Source organism: Kitasatospora sp. NPDC085879 (assembly GCF_040686255.1).
Classification (GTDB): Bacteria; Actinomycetota; Actinomycetes; order Streptomycetales; family Streptomycetaceae; genus Kitasatospora.
Genome location: NZ_JBFBJZ010000026.1, coordinates 57,778 through 75,683, shown reverse-complemented (window position 1 = coordinate 75,683; position 17,906 = coordinate 57,778). Strand labels below are relative to the sequence as shown.

Sequence of the window (17,906 nt, the reverse complement as noted above, 5' to 3'; positions counted from 1 at the left end):
TCCTGGCGCGGTTCAGCAAGCGCCCTCACCCGCCGGAGAAGGCGCGGAGATCTGCGGCAGGTCCTCGGCCAGCAGGGTGCGCAACTCCTCCCCGGTTGGCCTCACGGTGTTGCTGAGGCGCCCCGCCTGGCGGGTCACCATGGTGTCGAGGACCTGCCGGGCGTACCGCCCATTACCGAAGGAGCGTCCGCGCGGCACCGCTTCGAACTGACGCAGGAGCGCCTCGCGCACGGGCGGCGTGCACACATATCCGGCCTGGGCCGCATGCCCGTCCAGGATGGTCACAAGCTCGGTTGGCGTGTAGTTGTCGAACTCCACAATCCGTGAGAAGCGGGATGCCAGGCCGGGGTTGGTGGCGATGAAGCCCTCCATCTCCTCCGAGTAGCCGGCCGCGATCACCACCACCTCGTCGCGGTGGTCCTCCATCAGCTTCACCAGGGTGTCAATCGCCTCCCGCCCGAAGTCGGTGCCGGTATGACCGACCGGGGACAGGGTGTACGCCTCGTCGATGAACAGCACTCCGCCACGGGCCCGTTCGAAGACTTCGCGGGTGCGCTGGGCGGTGTGGCCGACCCACTCCCCCACCAGATCCGCACGGGAGACCTCGACAAGCTGTCCGCGGGAGAGGACGCCAAGCGCACGAAGCAGCCGCCCGTAGAGGCGGGCAACCGTGGTCTTGCCGGTGCCGGGAGGTCCTGAGAAGACGAGGTGTCGGCTGAGCGAGGGCGTCGGCAGTCCGGCAGCCTGCCGGTGGCGCACCGACGCGAGCAGGTTCACCATGTCCGACACCTCGCGTTTGACCTGTGAGAGGCCGACCATGGCGTGGAGTTGCTCCATGAGGTCGGTCAGGGTCTCCTCGTCGCCGGCCCCGGGGAGGGGCGCGCCGGGAAGCGCGGGCGCGGCGACGTCCTCGGGCAGCAGCCGGGTCAGTTCGGCCGCGCTGGCGTCGGGCTGTTCGGCGAGGCGCTGGGCCTGGCGCTCGACGAGTTCCTCGAAGACCTTTCGTGCGGTGCGGCCGTTCCCGAAGTCCTCGTTCCGCGGCAGGAGTTCGAAATAGTGGGTGAGTGTCTCCCGGGTGTTGCGGGCCAGCTCGTACCGGTGGGCTGCGCACATCTGCTCGACGATGGTGACCAGCTCGGCGGCGCTATAGTCCTCGAACTCGACGGTGCGGGTGAAACGGGAGGCCAGGCCGGGGTTGGATGCCAGGAAGCGTCGCATCTCGTGCGAGTAGCCGGCCGCGACCACCACCACCTCGTCGCGGTAGTCCTCCATCAACTTCACCAGGGTGTCGATCGCCTCCCGTCCGAAGTCCGGACCGGAGCCGCCGTCTCCAGACACCAGGGTGTATGCCTCATCGATGAACAGCACGCCGCCGCGGGCCTCCTCGAACCGTTCTGCGGTCTTGATGGCCGTGCCGCCCACGATCTGCGCCACCAGGTCGAGCCGGGCGACCTCTACCAGGTGGCCGCTGCCGAGAGTGCCGAGGGCGGCCAGGATCTGCGCGTACAGCCGGGCAACCGTGGTCTTGCCGGTCCCGGGCGGGCCGGCGAAAACCAGATGGCGGCTCATGGGAGGTGCAGGAAGGCCCAACTCGCGCCGACGTGCCGCCATCTGGTTGAGATTCACCAGATTGGTGACTTCGCGCTTGACCCCGCCCAGGCCGACCAGGCTCTGGAGTTCGGCCAGAGCGGTGGCCAGGGCACCCTGGCCGGTGTCCCGGTTGTCGGAGGGGGTGACCGACTTGGCGGGGTGCAAGTCGGCCCGGTGGCCATCGACGGACGGGAGGGCCGCAGTGGCAGTGGTGGCGGTTCCGGTGTCGGGGGCACGATTCCCCCGGCTGGTGAGGTTCTCCACCACGATGTCCCTGTCGGGGACGGTTCGGCGCAGGCCTGCGCCGCGGTTGTCCCAGGTGTCGCAGTCGCGCACCGCGATCGCGCCGGTGGCCTGGATCAGCAGTCCGTCCGCACCGTTGGCGTACAGCTCGCAGGCCAGGAGCGAGCCGTGGGCCTGGTCGGTGAAGTGGACTCCCCCGCGCCTGCAGTCGTGTACGCGTGCGCGGGTCAGGGACAGTTCGCCGTCGCCCTGCGCCAGTACTCCTTGGGCGGCGGCTCCGGAAACCTCGCAGTCTCGCAGCACTACGCGTCCCCCGGCTCCGACGAGTACCCCGATGTCGGCGCTGCCGGTGATCCGGGTTCCGACCAAGTAGGGGTTGCCGCCCGCGGAAGCCGCCAGGCCAGCAAGGGCGGTCCGCTGGATCCGGGAGTCCTCGATGCGGCCGCGGCCGTCCTCGGCGACCAGGATGCCGTGGCCCTGGCAGTCGGACACCGACACAGCGCGAATCAGAGGGTTCGCACCGGAGCTGATGCCGATTCCGTGCCCCTGCACGTCCTGGATCTGCAGTTCGGTGAAAGTGCCGGCGGACTGCTCCCGCACCACGACCGCCAGTTCCGCACTGGTGTGGAGTCGGCACGAGGTCAAGGTGGGATCGCTTTCCCCGGTCACCCATACGGAGTTGTAGGTGCTCTCGCTGACCTCGCAGTCCTCGAACGTGCCTCGGGAGCGGTCGGCCACATGGATGCCGTCGCCGCCGGGCCGTACGATCCGGCAGCGCAGGACGGAGGGGTCCGCGCCGCCCGTGAGGACGATGCCGTGGCCTCCAAGATCGCTGAACTCGCAGTCCTCGATGACCCCGCGGGCCTTGCCGGTGATGTGGACGGCGGCGTCGCAGGTGTCGTGGATGCGGGTGCGGACGACCGCGGTGGTGCTCTCCTTCTCCAGTCCGATGGCCGGTCCACCGGTGCCGGACAGGTCGCAGTTCTCGATCCGTCCGCGGGCTTGATTGGTCCCGCAGACCGCGTTGCCCTGTACGTCCCGGACCGTGCACTCGCGCACCACGGGGTCGGCGCCCGAGGCCAGGACGAACGCTGATCCGCCGATGTTCTCTACAGTGCAGCGCTCGACCAGTCCGTCGGCCTCCTCCGCGGCCACGATGCCGGAGCCCCCCGGGTTGCGGACGTCACAGTCACGCAAGGCCAGGGTCGCCCGATTGCTCACGACGACCGCGGCCCAGGAGTCCGCCTCAACGGAGCAGTCCTCCATGGTCAGACGGCCGGTGGCCGCCTCCACAGCGGCAGCCTTGGTGTCCCGGTTGCGCAGAACCAGGCCGCGTAGCGTCAGTGCCTCGGCGGCGAGGACGACGGCGCTGCCGTCCACCGCATGGAGGGTGACGCTGCCCCGGCCGTCCTCGGCGGTGATGCTCACCGGGGTACGGACCACCACGCTCTCCCGGTAGTCACCGGGCAGCACATTGATGATCGCACCGTTCCCGGCTTCGGCCAGCGCGTGGCCGATGCTGGGATAGCAACCCGGCTCACGAGCGGAGACATTGAGAATCCGTCCGCTCATCGGCAGCTCTCCAGGGCGGTGCCAGCGAAGGACAGGGCGTGCCCGGGCATCGACGCAGGAGGCGTCCGTGGGCTGTGGGCACCGCCCGACAGAACGTCTATCTGCGGCACGGGCTGCCTTTCCTTGGTTGGTCCGGTCGGTCCCCGGACGGATGCAGGGCATGCGATCGGCCGGAATCGTCCTGGGGATACGGCCCTGCCCGGCGGCCTGCGTCCGGCTCGGCTCGGCAGGGGTCGGGCAGGGCCCCGTCGGCTGCTCAGCGACGGTCTGCGCAGACTATGCGGGACCTGTCGGCGGCAGGCAGGGCCCATGGGCCCGAAAACCCGGGCCCTACCCGAACCACTTCATGATCTTGGCCAGCTGGCCCGGCCCGTTGATGGACACGTAGCCGGGATTGGGTATCCACCCGGTGGGCATGCCGTCGGGGTCAAGATCATAGGTGCCCTTGATGTAGCGCGGTCCGATGCCGCCGGGGAATGCGATTTCCATCTCCCCCTTGTGCTGATGGCCGGGAAGCGCCCGGTTCACGTCGGCACCTCCGGAGGCCTTGACCATGTACTGGTAGTTGGCCTCCCGGCTCAGCCTCTTCTCGCGGCTGGTGCTGACGAACCCGTGCCCGTTCGAACCGCCGCTGTTCATGACGTGGTCCGGCAAGTTCAACTTGGCGGGGTTCATGGACTGGAATCCCGCGGCGGAAACCACGGCCGACTCCCTGTCGTCGTTGCGCCACAGGGTCCCCTTCTCGCTACGCCAGACCCACTGCTGTGCCTCGGCAGCGGCCGCAAGACGTTCCTCGTCCGTGGGACTTGGCACGACCTCGAGATGCCAGGAAGGTTCTCGGGCCGGTGGCTCCAGGGCAGGGGTGGGGGTGGGTACCGGGGTGGTCTCCTGATTCTCGCTCTCTGCGGTGAGCCACTCCAGGCCGTCCCACCACCGCCGTTGTCCGGGGTCGAACGCCACCCTTCGGGAGTCGAACAAAGTGGCCCACTTCGCGCCCGCCGGCCACTCACCCGATGCTCCGAGGAACCTTTCCACCTCGCGCATCAGCCGCCACGGCCCGGTCACGCTCGCTGCATCGTTCCTCATGTCCTTGGCCCTCGCCTGGAACACGGGGTCGTTCGGATCGGGCAGGCTCTCGAGCACTCCCTTCAGGAAGGCCGATCGCGGCTGCGTCACGATCAGGTTGTTGCCGAAATTACCCCGCTTGTACTGGGCTTCCACGGCCGCACTCAATGCCTCGTGCCCGTCCACTCCCCCGGCCCCGGCGGAGGGCCAGCCGTTGTTCCTGAGGATCTGCTCCATGTGCCCCCAGTCATGGATCTGGGGAGCGAAAAAGGGGATCCCGTCGGCGGGCATGGTCAGGGCGTCGGGAAGTTCTGCCCTCCCGGGGCCCAGGTCGACGTCCAGGTAGACACCGCCCTCTCGGTGCAGCAGCGCATAGCGGGTGATGTCCGACGCCATGGCGAAGGCCTTGTGCTCGACCGCAAAGCTGTACAGGTCCCACGGTTTCCGGGCCGGGGACGGCCCTGGGTCAACTGCACTGTCAAGGTGGGCGAAGAGCTCGGCATCAACCGAGGTGACCTTGGCCCCGGCCGCCGCCAGTCCGGCGAAGAAGTCGGCGTTCGCGGACATCGCGCCCCGGTCCGCCCACATGTTCACATGCCAGCCGGCTTCGCCGGCCTTGGCCAGCCACGCATCGACATTGCCGCGAGCAGCCTCGCTCAGAGTGCCGCCCAGCCAGACGAAGTGGAGCTCACGCGGCACGAGCTCGGCGCCGCGGCTCGCGTCGCCGATGACCACTTGGTGGGGCTGATAGTCGACCGACACCACCGCTCGGCGCCGCGTTCGTGTGTCATGCGGCACCGCACCGCCGATACCTTCGTCCGCTCCTGTGCCTGCGGAACGTTCCTTGATCGGGAACCGATCGGCGGTCAAGACGTCCGAGGCGTCCGGTTGCAGCTCCGCCAGCCGTCCAACCAGCCGTTCCTTCAGAACGTCAGTGACTGCGACAGCTCGCTCGTAACCGGTGCGCGACGCCTGGTCGAGGTCGGGAACCGGAAAACGCTTGCCGTTGCCATAGCCGACGACGTCGATCTCGGGAAGTGGCAGTCCCCGCTTCCAGCGTTCGAGTCCCTGGTGTGCCAATTGGTCGGCCAGCACGATCAGGTCGGTTCTGGCAGCGGGAGTGACCGCCTTGTCCCCCCGAGCGAACCGCACCACCGCCCTGTCCAGTGCCAGCTCGGCGGGCTCCACGGGCCGGTCTCGGATCGGCACAGGCTCGGCCGGGTGATCCGCCAGCGTGTTCCCCCCGGATTCGGCAGCGGCCTCCGACGATGGGGCCTCCGCGGTCGGGGACAGCCTCCTGGAGAACCACTCCCGGACCTGCGGGTTGAGCCGTTCCCGGGGTCCGGGTGCGGGATCGTGAAATGCCGCATACGCCTCGGCGAACCATTCGGACGGTGTGGCGAACTGGTAGTTGGAGACGGCGTACCGGCGCTGATCCGCCAGATAGCTGATCCAGCCGTCCTGCGAACTCACTTGGTATATCCGGCCGTCGATGCTCAGGTCCGCGCCACCGCCGTCGGAGAAGGTCCACGGCTCCGCAAGTGCCAACCGCACCCGGCGCAGAGCCTGCTCCCCCTTGTCCCGCAAGCCACCGCCGAACTGGTGAAAGACGTTTCGCAGGTCCTTCCCCTGCCGGTGCAGTGCCAGGCTGGGCGGGTTGAGGACCGTGGCGAAGGCCTCCACCATCGACATGCCGTACTCGTCTTTCAGACCCGCCTCGGCATCGCTCACACCCACGCTGCGCAGAATGTCCCAGGCGATGGCCCTCCGTTCCGCGAACGTCGGGTGGAGACGCCAGCCGCCGAAGATCTCCTGGGACGAGAAGCGGTCCACCCAGGAAATCTGCTGGTCAACCGCGTGGCCGACCTCATGCCTGAGGGTCCACTCCACCAGGTTGCCGTGAGCCAGGACGTCCGAGACCCCCGCCATGACGTCGCGCCGGCGGTCGCCCAGTTCGAGCGCCTTGTCCTCTCTGGCGCTGATGCCCTCGTGGCCCTGCAGCGCGCCATAATCCATAAGCTGGCGCTGCCAGACGACGCCGCGGTCCAGCCGGGTGTACAGCCACGCCGGCATGCCCAACGGGCGGACCACGGCGATACCCCGCTGTTCGCCAATGTACGCGCTGCTCTGGCCGAGGTCCCGCGGGCCAACGAAGATCGAGGCGAGCTCTGGATTGTCCGCCACGTCTGCCCGGGGCAGTTCTCGCAGGACCAAATCAATCTTGTCGAGGAGCGAGTGGCTCAGCCCAGGACGTAGAACGAGGCCATGGCTTCGCCCCAACAGTTCAGCCCGCGCGGGGGCCCCGTGGTTGAAGAGTAGGCCGGCCAGTCCGTGCCCGCCGGTTCCGAGTAGAGTTCGCGTACGGTCGGACACCGGTTGCGGGCCGCCGCGGTCGCGACCTTGTTCCACGCCTTCCTGCGCGTCGAATGACCTGTCCGTATGGCGTGACTCCCAGGACGCACCGGGTTCCCGCAAGTGGGCCGGGAAGGTACCCGCAGGCAAGATCTGCTCGTCACTGCCCGCCCGGTCTGTGACACCGAGCAGATCCCGAGCGTACGGCGGCAAATCCACGGTGCGCATCGGCCGGTTGTTCGCGTCAAGGACATCCAGAGTCACCGAGTCGACCATGTCCCGGAGATGCGGATCGGCGGCGATCATCCCAATGACGGCATCCCACACAGTTCCGGGGGCGCCGTGCTGCTCGGCCACCGGGGCGTAGCGGGCCAGGTTGAGATTGCCGGGCTGGCTGTGAAGCTCGTGCACCAACGAGGCCAACAGCTTGCGTGCCACCTGCACGGTCTCGTGTGCAGTCGGTGCCGCAGGCCTCGCGTCGATCGTCTCGTGCGCTTGGCCGTCGGGTAGCCAGGAATGGTCGGAACGGACAGTGAACACGTCCTCGGCAACCCGGGGCAGGTGGGTGCGAGTCGCGAGGTCCAGCGCGGCGGCCAGCGGCTCGAACACATTTGGGCTGGGGCCGGTGCGGTGCAAGACCTCGGTGCGCACTGCCTGCGGGTTCTGCGGTCGGATCTGTGGGGCGAGCGCGCGATCGGGATCGGCTGGGACCAGGGCGTCCCGGTGGCCGACCATCAGGGCTCCGTTACGAAGGGCGTTCTCGTAGGGGGTGCGGGTGTAGTTGTCGGCCATGGCCTGCTGGTAGGCGTCGAGGAAGTGGTGCCCAGCTGGGGAGATCAGGACTGCATTGGTGTTGCGTCCCATTTCGGTGCCAACGGCGAAGCCCTGGGGCGAGTTGGCGACCCTCAGCAGTTCCGCTCCGAGGTCGGCGGACAGGATGTTGTCGCCGTCGGAGTAGACCCCGCCGAACCGTCTGAGGATTTCGATACGCAGGATGTCGCTGGCCGCTGCGTAACCCGGGCCGATCTGCTTGGCCATCTCGGTCCGGTAGAGGGCCTGGAGTTCCATGGGGGTGCCGGCCGAGAACACTTCGTCGACGTTGACCAGCCTGACATCGTTCTCCTGCGCCCAGTCGAGCATGGATCGGACTTCGGCCAGTTGGGCGGTCGTCCCAGGCTCCATGGGAAGGGATCGGGCAGCATCGAACTGTTCGCGGGGCACATCCGTCCACATCACGACGTCGAAATCGGTGAGACCTCTGGCCGCGGCTCCGACGTTCTCGCGGAAGACGTGCATGGCGCCTTCGTCACGTAGTGGACCCCCCAGCCAGATGGAATGCAGGGTGTGTGGGATCTTCGGGCGTTTAGGCAACCAGGGGGTGTCCGTGCGGCTCACCCACTGTTGCTGTGACGCCGCGACCCAGTCCGGCCGGTGTTCCAGCGCGGAGGGGACCAGGTCTGCGGGGCGGGGCGCCTCGTGTGTCAGGTCCAGTGCCTGGTAGAGCGCGGAGCGCTGGTCCGCCTTGATCCGGGCAAAGTCGTAGCCGTGCAAGAAGTCCGGCGCAGGTGGTGCCTGCCGCAGGCCGAACACGTCCGGCCCCAAGATTCTGGCCAGGGCTGTGGACGGCACCGCCGCGCCTGCCGACGGGTCGAAGTCGTCGCTGAGCGCCGCCCGCAGCTGCCCACTCCCCTCGAACGTGGTAACCGGTGGAGTGGGCGCCACACCGTTCATGTCCTGTTCGGTGTGCCGGAGCTCCGGGGTCGCGAGGCGGTCGGGCGTCGGGTGGGCGGAGGTGCCCGCGGGGGCCGAGGGCAGAGCGGTGTCGGGGGTGATAGGAGGCCGTTGCTCGTGGCCCGGGATCGGGGGCTCCGGTTGTCCATCAAGCCCGCCCGGCACAGCGTCAGGTGGCAGCACAGGCCCGGCACCGTAGTGGCCGGTCGGGTCTAGAACATCGGCCAGTGCACGGGCTGACAGCACCTCACCGTTGTTCCGGTGAGGTGGCAGGACGGCCGGTGCGGCTTCGTGACCAGCCTGCCCCCCTCTGGCAGGCATCGGCTCATGGAGGGCGGTGGCGGGTGGGACCGGGTCCACAGCAAGCCGGTCCGCCAGTTCTTGTATTCCCCTGTCTCCTTCCGGCAGGGCGCGCTCCCAACGGGGTGGGTCCAGGACGGCACCGCCGACGCGCACGGTTGTGCCCGGGTGTGTCTGCAACGGCGCCGTGTCGGTGTGCACAGGGTGGCCGGGCGCGTTCGGTGCGGCGGCCGAGTGGGCGGGCCCGGGCGCGGGTCGGGGAACCGCTGCTGTTGGTTCCCCGGCGACGCCGACGGTCTGGTGGGTCGTGGCGGCGAGGTGGTGCAGGCCTGACGACCGCTCGACGGACGGAATCGGCGGGGTGTACCGGAGAGCGGCGCGCTGCTGTGGGGTGCCAGGGCCGGTCGACTCGTGGGTGCTGCTGTTGTGCGTGGTCGTGGGGAGCACGCTGGCGCCCTCGGCCTGGCGCGGGATGTCCGGTCGGCCGACGAGAGGGCTGTCCGATCGGACGGAGGTGTGAGCAGTGGCACGGGACTCAGGCGCAGGGTGAGGTGTCGGCCGCGGTTGGGCGCCTGCCTCGGCCGGGTGGGACGAGGGTGCCGCAGGGGCGTGCATGTGTTCCGGCCTCGGTGTCACGTGCAGCCACTGCCCATGGGTGGAGGTGCCGGCGCTTCCGCCGGCGGACGGCACGAACAGCGATCGGTCGGGGCTGGCCACGACTTGTCCGTTCGGTGCCGTCACCTTGACCTGCTCGCGCGCTGCGAACTCGCGAACGGCCGCGATCCCGCGTTCGCCGATCGGTGATGCCAGAACCACTTCCGAGACGGTCACTCCTGCGGCTTTGACGTTCTGCCATGCCGGGGCCAAACGGTGCAGAACGGCATCCGTCGGCAGGTCAGGCGTCCCCACGACGAGTCGCGGCCTTCCGTCGGCTGCGGGCGGGATCGCGCGGACTGCTGCCGCGAAGGCCGAATCCTGCGGTGCCTGCCCCCAACCGTCGGGCCGTACCCACCAGTTCCCCTCCCCCACTGCCTCCAGCCAGTGCCCGTCGCCGGTACCGACCCCCCAGCCTTCGCCGCTTGTCGAGGGCCAGGCAACCGAGCCGAAGTGGTCCTCGCCGCGGCCCGGACGGGGTGCGGGCGTCTCTGCCCGGTGCCCCGCAGCTGGTACGGACTCGCCGTGCGGTGCGCCATGGACGTGCAAGGCGGCCGAGCCTGCACCGGCCACGGCATCCGCAAGACTCAAGTTCGCTTTCCCTTGCGCCGCCCCCAGCCCCGCGTTCGTCACCCAGTTCGTGGCCACCATGTTGGCGAATCCCACGGCCCGTTCGGCGGTCGCCCCCGCAGACTTCCCCAGGAGTGCCCCCAGGGTGTTCTTCAGCGCTTCTCCGGCAGGCCGGACCACCAGTCCCAGTGGCAGGCTCACAGCACCGACCACGGCGCCGCCTATGGCGGACTGTGCCAGCGAGTCCAGGTCGAAGGTGTCGATGTCTCCGCGGAGCAGCTCGATACCCTGTGCACTCGCGTCCGCGGCCACCATGAACAGCACACCGCCGGCAATCGCCTTGACTGCGGCCAGCAGCCAGCGGCTGACAGCGGCCAACAGCTCTTCGGCGGCCGTCTGCAGTACGGCCAGCAACTGCAGCGAGGCGCCTCCCGTGATGTAGGCGCTCGCCAGTGCCCAGGCGGTGGAGGCGAGCAGCCAGGCGGCGATCTCCAGGTCCTGGACCTTGGCCTTCACCACTTGGCCGCGGGCGGTGCGGATGCTGTCCGCCAGGCGGGCTGCCGATTCTCGTGTCTGGGCCAGCCCGCTGTTGCCCAGCACATGCCCCACGCCCCGGTCGTGGGCGTCGCGGCTCTCGCCCCGCCAGCCGGGCACGTGAACGGACTGGGCGGACAGCTGGCCGTGCAGGGCGTCCGCGTCCCAGGCGAGCTGGTCGAACACGGTGGCCGCATCGCGCATGCCGTCTTCGTCCGCCGTAGGCCAGTGTCCGACGAGGATTCCCATCACCGGGTGTGCCCACGACGGGATGTTCAGGGACATCGCCGGCCGGCCTCACCCATCGCCGCAGATCGGGTGCGCGGGCGCCCGGGTATGCCGGCCGTATGGAGGGAGCAGGTGTTCATCGCTCCTCCTGTCCGCTCCGAATCTGTCGGAGTCACCCTCCTGCCGGGGGTGTGAAACGTAGCGGACTCCCCCGACAGGACATAGAGCCCCTGGGCCCAGTCACAGGTGGCGGCGCTGGGTGCGCTTGTGCAGCTCGTAGTGTCGGCGTGCGTTCCTGGCTGCGGCACGAGTGGACTCGGCTGCGACCGGCACGTCCCACCAGGGCTGGGCGGTCAGTGCCTTGGGGTCGGCGGGGGCGGTCTCCACGTAGACCGCTGTGCGGTGTTCGGCGGCTCGGGCTGTATGCAGTGCGGCGCGCAGCTGGCTGGTGGTGTCGGCGCGCAGGACGTGAAGGCCGAGGGAGGCGAGATTGCTGGCGAGGTCGAGGGGCAGCGGGTCTCCGGTGTAGGTGCCGTCGGCGGCGCGGTGGCGGTAGGCGGTGCCGTAGCGTTCGGCGCCGACGTGTTCGGAGAGGTTGCCGATGGAGGCGTAGCCGTGGTTCTGGATCAGAATCGGGATGATTTTGATGTTCTCCTGGACTGCGGTGACGAGTTCGGTGGGCATCATCAGGTAGGTTCCGTCGCCGACGAGGGCGAAGACCTCTCGGTCGGGTGCGGCGAGGCGGATGCCGATGGCGGCGGGGATTTCGTAGCCCATGCAGGAGTAGCCGTACTCAACGTGGTACTGGTGCGGGTCGCGGGGGCGCCAGAGCCGGTGCAGGTCTCCGGGCAGGGATCCGGCCGCGTTGACGAGGACATCGCGCGGGTGCATCACTTCTTCGAGGATGCCGAGGAGTTGGTGCTGGGTGGGGCGGGCGTCGGGGTGGGGGGTGCTGTAGATCTCGTCGACGGTGCTCTGCCACTGGTCGGCGGCATGCCGGTACTGGGCGCGGTGGCCTGTGGTGACCTGGTGGCCGGCCAGGCGGGCGGTGAGCTCTTCCAGGGCGGCGCGGGCGTCGGCGACGACGGGGAGGCCGGCGAGTTTGTGCGCGTCGGGGCCGGCGATGTTGAGGTTGACGAAGCGCACGCCGGGGTGGGCGAAGAGTGTGGCGGAGGCGGTGGTGAAGTCGGTCCAGCGGGTGCCGACGCCGATGACCAGGTCGGCTTCGGCGGCGGCCGTGTTGGCGGCTGGGGTGCCGGTGTGGCCGATACCGCCGAGCTGGCAGGGGTGGTCCCAGGGCAAGGAGCCCTTGCCTGCCTGTGTCTCGGCCACGGGAATGCCGGTGGTGTCGGCCAGCGCCGCGAGGGCGTTCTCTGCGGCACTGTGGTGGACGCCGCCTCCGGCGACGACGAGCGGCCGCGTGGCGTTGCGGATCGCGTGGGCGGCGGTCTCGAGTTCGCCGGTGTCGGGGCGCGGGCGGCGGATGTGCCAGGTTCGGTCGGTGAAGAACTCCAGCGGCCAGTCGTACGCCTCGGCCTGGACGTCCTGCGGCAGTGCGAGGGTGACGGCTCCGGTGTCGACGGGGTCGGTGAGGGTCCGCATGGCCTGGACGGCGGCCGGGATGAGCTGTTCGGGACGCCAGATCCGGTCGAAGTAGCGGGAGACCGGGCGCAGCGTGTCGTTGACGTTGATGTCGCCGGCGTAGGGGACTTCGAGCTGCTGGAGGACGGGGTCGGCGGGGCGGGTGGCGAAGACGTCGCCGGGCAGGAGCAGGACGGGGAGGCGGTTGATGGTGGCCAGGGCTGCGCCGGTGACGAGGTTGGTGGCGCCGGGGCCGATGGAGGTGGTGACGGCGTGGGTCTGGAGGCGGTCGGCCTGCCGGGCGTAGCCGACTGCGGCGTGGACCATGGACTGCTCGTTGCGGCCCTGGGCGTAGGGCAGGTGGTGGGGGCCGGTGCGGTCGGTCTCCAGCAGTGCCTGGCCGATGCCGGCGACGTTGCCGTGGCCGAAGATGCCCCAGCAGGCGGTGATCAGGCGCTGGCGTTGTCCGTCGCGTTCGGTGTACTGGTGGGCCAGGAAGCGGATGAGCGCTTGGGCGGTGGTGAGGCGGACGGTGCTCGGGCGCGTGGTGCTCATCGCGGGGGGCCTTCCGTTGGGGCGGTGTAGAGGGGGAGGCGGGGGTCGGTGGGTTCGGTGTGCCAGGTGTCGCGGATCCAGGTGTGGTCGGGGTGGTCGCGGATCAGCCAGGCTCGTTCGGGGCCGGCCATGACGTTGAGGTAGTACATGTCGTGGCCGGGCGGGGCTGCGGAGGGCCCGTGCCAGCCGTCGGGGACGAGGACGATGTCGCCTGTGCGGACCTCGGCGAGAACGTCGGAGTGCGAGTGGGGGCCGGAGGGGGTCACTCGGTGGTAGCCGGTGCCGGGTCCGGAGCCCGGGGGGTCGCGCAGCTCGAAGTAGTAGATCTCTTCCAGCTGTGACTCGGCGCCTGGTCGGTGCTGGTCGTGCTTGTGGGGCGGGTAGGAGGACCAGTTGCCGCCGGGGGTGAGGACTTCCACGGCGATCAGCCGGTCCGTCTCGAACGTGTGGGCGGCGGCGAAGTTGTTGACCTGGCGGCTGGTGTGTCCGGCGCCGCGTAGTTCGACGGGGACGCTGTGGGCGGGGCCGTAGCGGGGCGGCAGGCGCCGCTCGCAGCGGGCGCCGACGAGGGCGAAGCGGCCGCCGGCGGGGCTGTGGAGATGCGCCGTGGTGTCCCTGGGCAGGTAGGCGAAGTCGCTGACGGCGGTGAAGACGTCGGGGCGGCCGTGCAGGTCGAGGTCGAGGCCCTCGCAGTGGACGCGGACGGCTCCGGACAGGGGCAGCACGATCCATTCGCTGTCTGCGGTGTCCAGGCGGTGGTGTCGGTCGGGGGCGAGGTGGAGGACGCGCAGCGAGGAGTACGTCCAGCCGGCGGTGTCAGGGTCGATCCAACAGGGGTGGCCGGGGCGGGCGGTGCTGCCGTGCGGCCGGTGCAGGTCGTTGGAGGCGGGGGTCGTCGGGTGGGTTCCGTGGCCCATGGGCGGGCTCCTCGTGGTGATGCGGACGGGCTGCTGGGGGTGGGCCGGTGTGCCGCCCGGTGTCGGGACAGGACGGCACACCGGTCGGGTCACCGGGCGAGCAGGGACACGGCGGTGTCGACGGCTTCGGCGATGTCGTCGCCGGGCGGGTAGAGCAGGGTGCGGCCCACGATCAGGCCGCGGACCTGGGGGATGCGCAGTGCCTCGGCCCAGGTGGCGTACAGCCGGTCCTGGTCGGTGCCGCCTTCGCCGCCCAGGATCAGGGTGGGCAGGGTGGTGGAGGACATCATGCGTTCCATCTCGGGTACCACCGGGAGTTTCAGCCAGGTGCGGGCCGTGGTGCGGCCGAGGCCTTGGGCGATGTTGTTGGCCCACATCTGGGCGTCTGCGGTGAGTTCATTGCGGACCCTGCCGTCCCGGCGGCGGGAGGCGAAGGGTTCGACGAGGGCGAGCAGGCCGCGTTCGTTGAGGGAGTCCACGGCGTGGGCTGCGCTCTCGAGGGTGGTTGCGGTGGCGGAGTCCTGGGGGTCCAGGCGCAGGAGCAGTTTGCCGCCGTCGAGTCCTGCGTCCTGGATGCCGCGGGCGTCGTAGCCGGTGAAGCGGTCGTCGAGTTCGAAGGCGGCGCCGGGCAGGCCGCCGCGGTTCATCGAGCCGAGGACCAGTTTGCCGTCCAGGGCGCCGAGCAGGGTGAGGTCCTCGATCAGGTCCGCGGTGCCGAGGAACCCGTCGACACCGGGGCGGGCGAGTGCTTCGGCGCAGCGGGCGAGCAGGTCGTGTCGGTCCGCCATGGCGGTGGGGTTTCCCCCGGCGGCCAGGGCTCCGCGGGCGGGATGGTCTGCGGCGAGGAGGAACAGCGGGCCTCCGAACCGGGCCGGGTCGAAGCGGGGGCGGCTGTTCATGGCGCGGCGGACGCGTTCGGGGTCGGCGGCGCGGATCTCGGTGAGGTGCCGGGGAGTTCTCCGGGTGCTCCGGTCGTCACCGGGGCGGGTGCGGGAGGCCGGGGGAACGGCCAGTGGTGGGGCTCCGGCGGGGCGGGTGCGGTGGCGGTGCAGGAGTTCGGTGATCTCCTCGGGGTAGGGCATGTCGTCGGCGCAGGCCGGGCGTCCGGCGACGAGGGCGCCGGCGGCGTTGGCGGTCTCGATGACCTCGTGCAGCGGTCGCCCGGCGAGCAGTCCTGCGGCGAGGGCGCCGCCGAATGCATCGCCGGCTCCGAGGCCGTTGACGACGTGAACGGGCAGCGGTTCGATGCGGATGTCTTCGGTGGGGGTTCGGGCGAGGACTCCGGCGGGGCCCTGCTTGACGACGGCGAGCCGCACGCCGCGTTCCAGCAGGAGGTCCGCTGCCCGGTCGGGGTCGCGGGTGCCGACGGCCACGTGGACCTCGTCCTGGTTGCCGATGGCGACGGTGGCGTGTTCCAGGGCCTTGGCGTACCAGGCGGGTGCTTCCTGGGGGTTGTCCCAGAAGGCGGGTCGCCAGTCCAGATCGAGGACGGTGTCCGCGCTGTGGTGCCTCTGGCCGGCGGCGAGGAGGGTGGTGCCGCGGGAGGGTTCGGTGGCCAGGGCGCCGCCGGTGATCCACAGCATGCGGGCCTGTCCGAGGACGGACGGGTCGAGGTGCTGCGGGGTCAGATGCTGGTCGGGGGCTGTGGGGAGGCGGTAGAAGAGCAGTGGGAAGTGGTCCGGCGGGTGGATTTCGCAGAAGACCACGGGGGTGAGCAGGCCGGGCACGGTGGCCACACCGCTGTCGTCGACGCCGAAGGTGCGCAGTGCGGTGCGGACGTAGGAGCCGAAGGGGTCGTCGCCGACGGCGGTGACGATGTGGGTGCGCATTCCGTGGCGGGCGGCGGCCACGGCGACGTTGGTGGCGGTGCCGCCGAGGGATTTGGTGAAGGTCTCGACCTCGGCGAGTGGGACGTCGGCCTGCTGGGGGTAGAGGTCGACACCGACACGGCCGAGGGTGATCAGGTCGTAGGAGGTGGGGTCGGCGGGGGTCACCGGGGTACCGCCTGGGAGTGGGCGATTCGGGAGAGGTGGTCCAGGGATGCGCGCACGTCGCGGAGCGGCCCTTGGCCGGCGGTCGGGAGCCCGTTGAGGACCGTGTCCTGCTCCATCACGTACCAGCCCTGGTAGCCGTGGGTTTCGAGGGTGCCGATGAGGGCGGCGAGGTCGACGTCGCCTTGCCCCAGCGGCCGGTAGAGGTCCTCGGCGACGGCCGTGGCGTAGGGGGTGCGTCCTGCGCGCACTTCTTGGGCGCTCGCGCTGTCGACGTCTTTGAGGTGGACGTGGGCGATGCGGTCGGGGGCGTGGCGGGCCAGGGAGACCGGGTCGGTTCCGCCGGCGAGGAGGTGGCCGGTGTCCAGACACAGCGGGACGGTGCTGCCGTCGAGGACGCGCAGCACCTCGTCCTCGCGTTCGACCAGAGTGCCGATGTGGGGGTGCAGGGTTGCGGTGAGGCCGCGGCGGGATGCGGCGGCGGTGATGGCGTCGAGGTTGCCGAACAGGGTCCGCCAGCCGGTCTCGTCCAGGGTGGGGCGGCTGTCGTAGCCGTCCTGGCCGGTGGCGGCGGCCAGGACCAGGGTGGTGGCGCCGCATGCGGCGAAGGTGTCCAGCGCAGCGGTGACGGTGGGCAGCGGGTCGTGGTCGGGACGGTGCAGTACGGCCGGCACGAAGCCGCCGACTGCGTCGAGCCCGTAGGAGCGCAGGGTGTCGGCGCGGTTCCGCGGGTCGGCGGGGAGGAAGCCGTCGGGTCCGAACTCGGTTGCGGTGATGCCGAGTTCCCGCATCTCCTCGAGTACCTGGGTCGGCGGCAGCTGGTGGCCCCAGCCGGGGACCTCGCAGACGCCCCAGGAGATGGGGGCGGCCGCGACCCTGCTCATCAGGGGGCGGTGGGTGGGGAGCGTGGTCATCGCAGGGCCTCCATCGGGTCGGCGGCGGTGTCCTTGAGCAGTTCGGCGATGTCGACCGGGGATCCGGTGGCGCGGGAGAGTTCGCAGGCTTCGGCGATCAGCAGGGCGGCAAGGGCGTCCTCACCGGTGCACGGGCTGGCCCGGCGGCCCCTGGCGACGAGGAGGAAGGCGTCGAGCTCTGCGATGTAGGCGCTGCGGAAGCGGGCGAGGAAGTCCCGCCACGGGGCTTCCGGGGGTGCGGCGGAGTCGGGTTCGGCGGAGGTCATGGGCGCGCGGGGCCCGAGGCCGACGACCAGCTGGTCGCGGCTGCCGGCCAGTTCCATGCGGACGTCGTAGCCGGCCTGGTGGTAGCGGGTGGCGGTGCAGGTGGCCAGGGTGCCGTTGTCGAGGGTGAGCACGGCGGCGGCGCTGTCCACGTCCCCTGCTTCGGCGAAGAACGGCTCGCCGAGGTTGGAGCCGACCGCGTGCACCCGCACGACCTCACGGCCGGTGACCCAGCGGATCGCGTCGAAGTCGTGGACCATGCAGTCCCGGTACAGGCCGCCGGAGGTGGGCACATAGGCGGCGGGCGGCGGGGCGGCGTCGGACGTGGTGGTGCGGATGGTGTGCACGAAGCCGAGCCGCCCGGAGCGCAGCGCTTCGCGGGCGGCGACGTAGCCGCCGTCGAAGCGGCGCTGGAAGCCCAACTGGAGGGCGGTGCCGTGTTCGCGGACTTCCGCGAGTGCGCGCAGTGTGCCTGCGACATCCAGGGCGATCGGCTTCTCGCAGTAGGCGGGCAGGCCGGCCCGGGCGCAGCGGGCGATCAGGTCGGCGTGGGAGTCGGTGGCGGTGGCGATCACCATCGCGTCCGGGGCGGCGGCGAACATCTCGTCCACGCCGGTCAGGGCGGTGACGGCGGCCGTCTCGTGCACGAGCGTGCGGGCCGTTTCCTCGGCGCGGCCAGGGACGGCATCGGAGACCAGGAGGTGGGTGACATCGGGGTGGCGGGCGAGGGTGCGGGCGTGGAACGAGCCGATTCGGCCGGTGCCGAGGAGGCCAACGCGCACGGGGGTTCCTTCCGTAGCGGGGCTGACGGTGTGTCGGGGTGTGTGGAGGTGCGGGGCGCCCGG

7 protein-coding genes are annotated in these 17,906 nt (G+C 70.3%); all 7 read right to left on the bottom strand.

Annotated elements, in window-relative coordinates; genetic code table 11:
• Positions 1 to 12: 12 nt before the first annotated feature.
• Entirely contained in the window at positions 13 to 3,567 is a 3,555-nt protein-coding gene (locus AB0P35_RS20875) for a right-handed parallel beta-helix repeat-containing protein (protein ID WP_363512547.1), read from the bottom strand.
• Between the two features lie 168 nt (positions 3,568 to 3,735).
• Positions 3,736 to 10,896, bottom strand: a complete 7,161-nt coding sequence (locus AB0P35_RS20870) for a TcdA/TcdB catalytic glycosyltransferase domain-containing protein (RefSeq protein WP_363512545.1) — start codon at positions 10,894 to 10,896, stop codon at positions 3,736 to 3,738.
• 183 nt (positions 10,897 to 11,079) lie between these two features.
• The gene (iolD, locus tag AB0P35_RS20865; RefSeq protein WP_363512543.1) at positions 11,080 to 12,975 is read right to left on the bottom strand and encodes a 3D-(3,5/4)-trihydroxycyclohexane-1,2-dione acylhydrolase (decyclizing); all 1,896 of its coding nucleotides are present in this window, start codon (positions 12,973 to 12,975) and stop codon (positions 11,080 to 11,082) included.
• Positions 12,972 to 13,892 (bottom strand): 5-deoxy-glucuronate isomerase, encoded by a 921-nt coding sequence (gene iolB, locus AB0P35_RS20860; RefSeq protein ID WP_363512541.1) that lies wholly within the window; start codon positions 13,890 to 13,892, stop codon positions 12,972 to 12,974. The genes iolD and iolB overlap by 4 nt, the downstream gene beginning before the upstream one ends.
• Positions 13,893 to 13,981: 89 nt before the next feature.
• Complete coding sequence (gene iolC / locus AB0P35_RS20855) at positions 13,982 to 15,886, bottom strand: 5-dehydro-2-deoxygluconokinase (protein WP_363512539.1); 1,905 nt, start codon at positions 15,884 to 15,886, stop codon at positions 13,982 to 13,984.
• A complete protein-coding gene (locus AB0P35_RS20850; RefSeq protein WP_363512537.1) occupies positions 15,883 to 16,797 on the bottom strand; it encodes a TIM barrel protein in 915 nt (304 codons plus the stop codon). The genes iolC and AB0P35_RS20850 overlap by 4 nt, the downstream gene beginning before the upstream one ends.
• Positions 16,794 to 17,843, bottom strand: a complete 1,050-nt coding sequence (locus AB0P35_RS20845; protein WP_363512535.1) for a Gfo/Idh/MocA family oxidoreductase — start codon at positions 17,841 to 17,843, stop codon at positions 16,794 to 16,796. Before AB0P35_RS20845 ends, AB0P35_RS20850 begins: the two co-directional genes overlap by 4 nt.
• Positions 17,844 to 17,906: the final 63 nt, after the last annotated feature.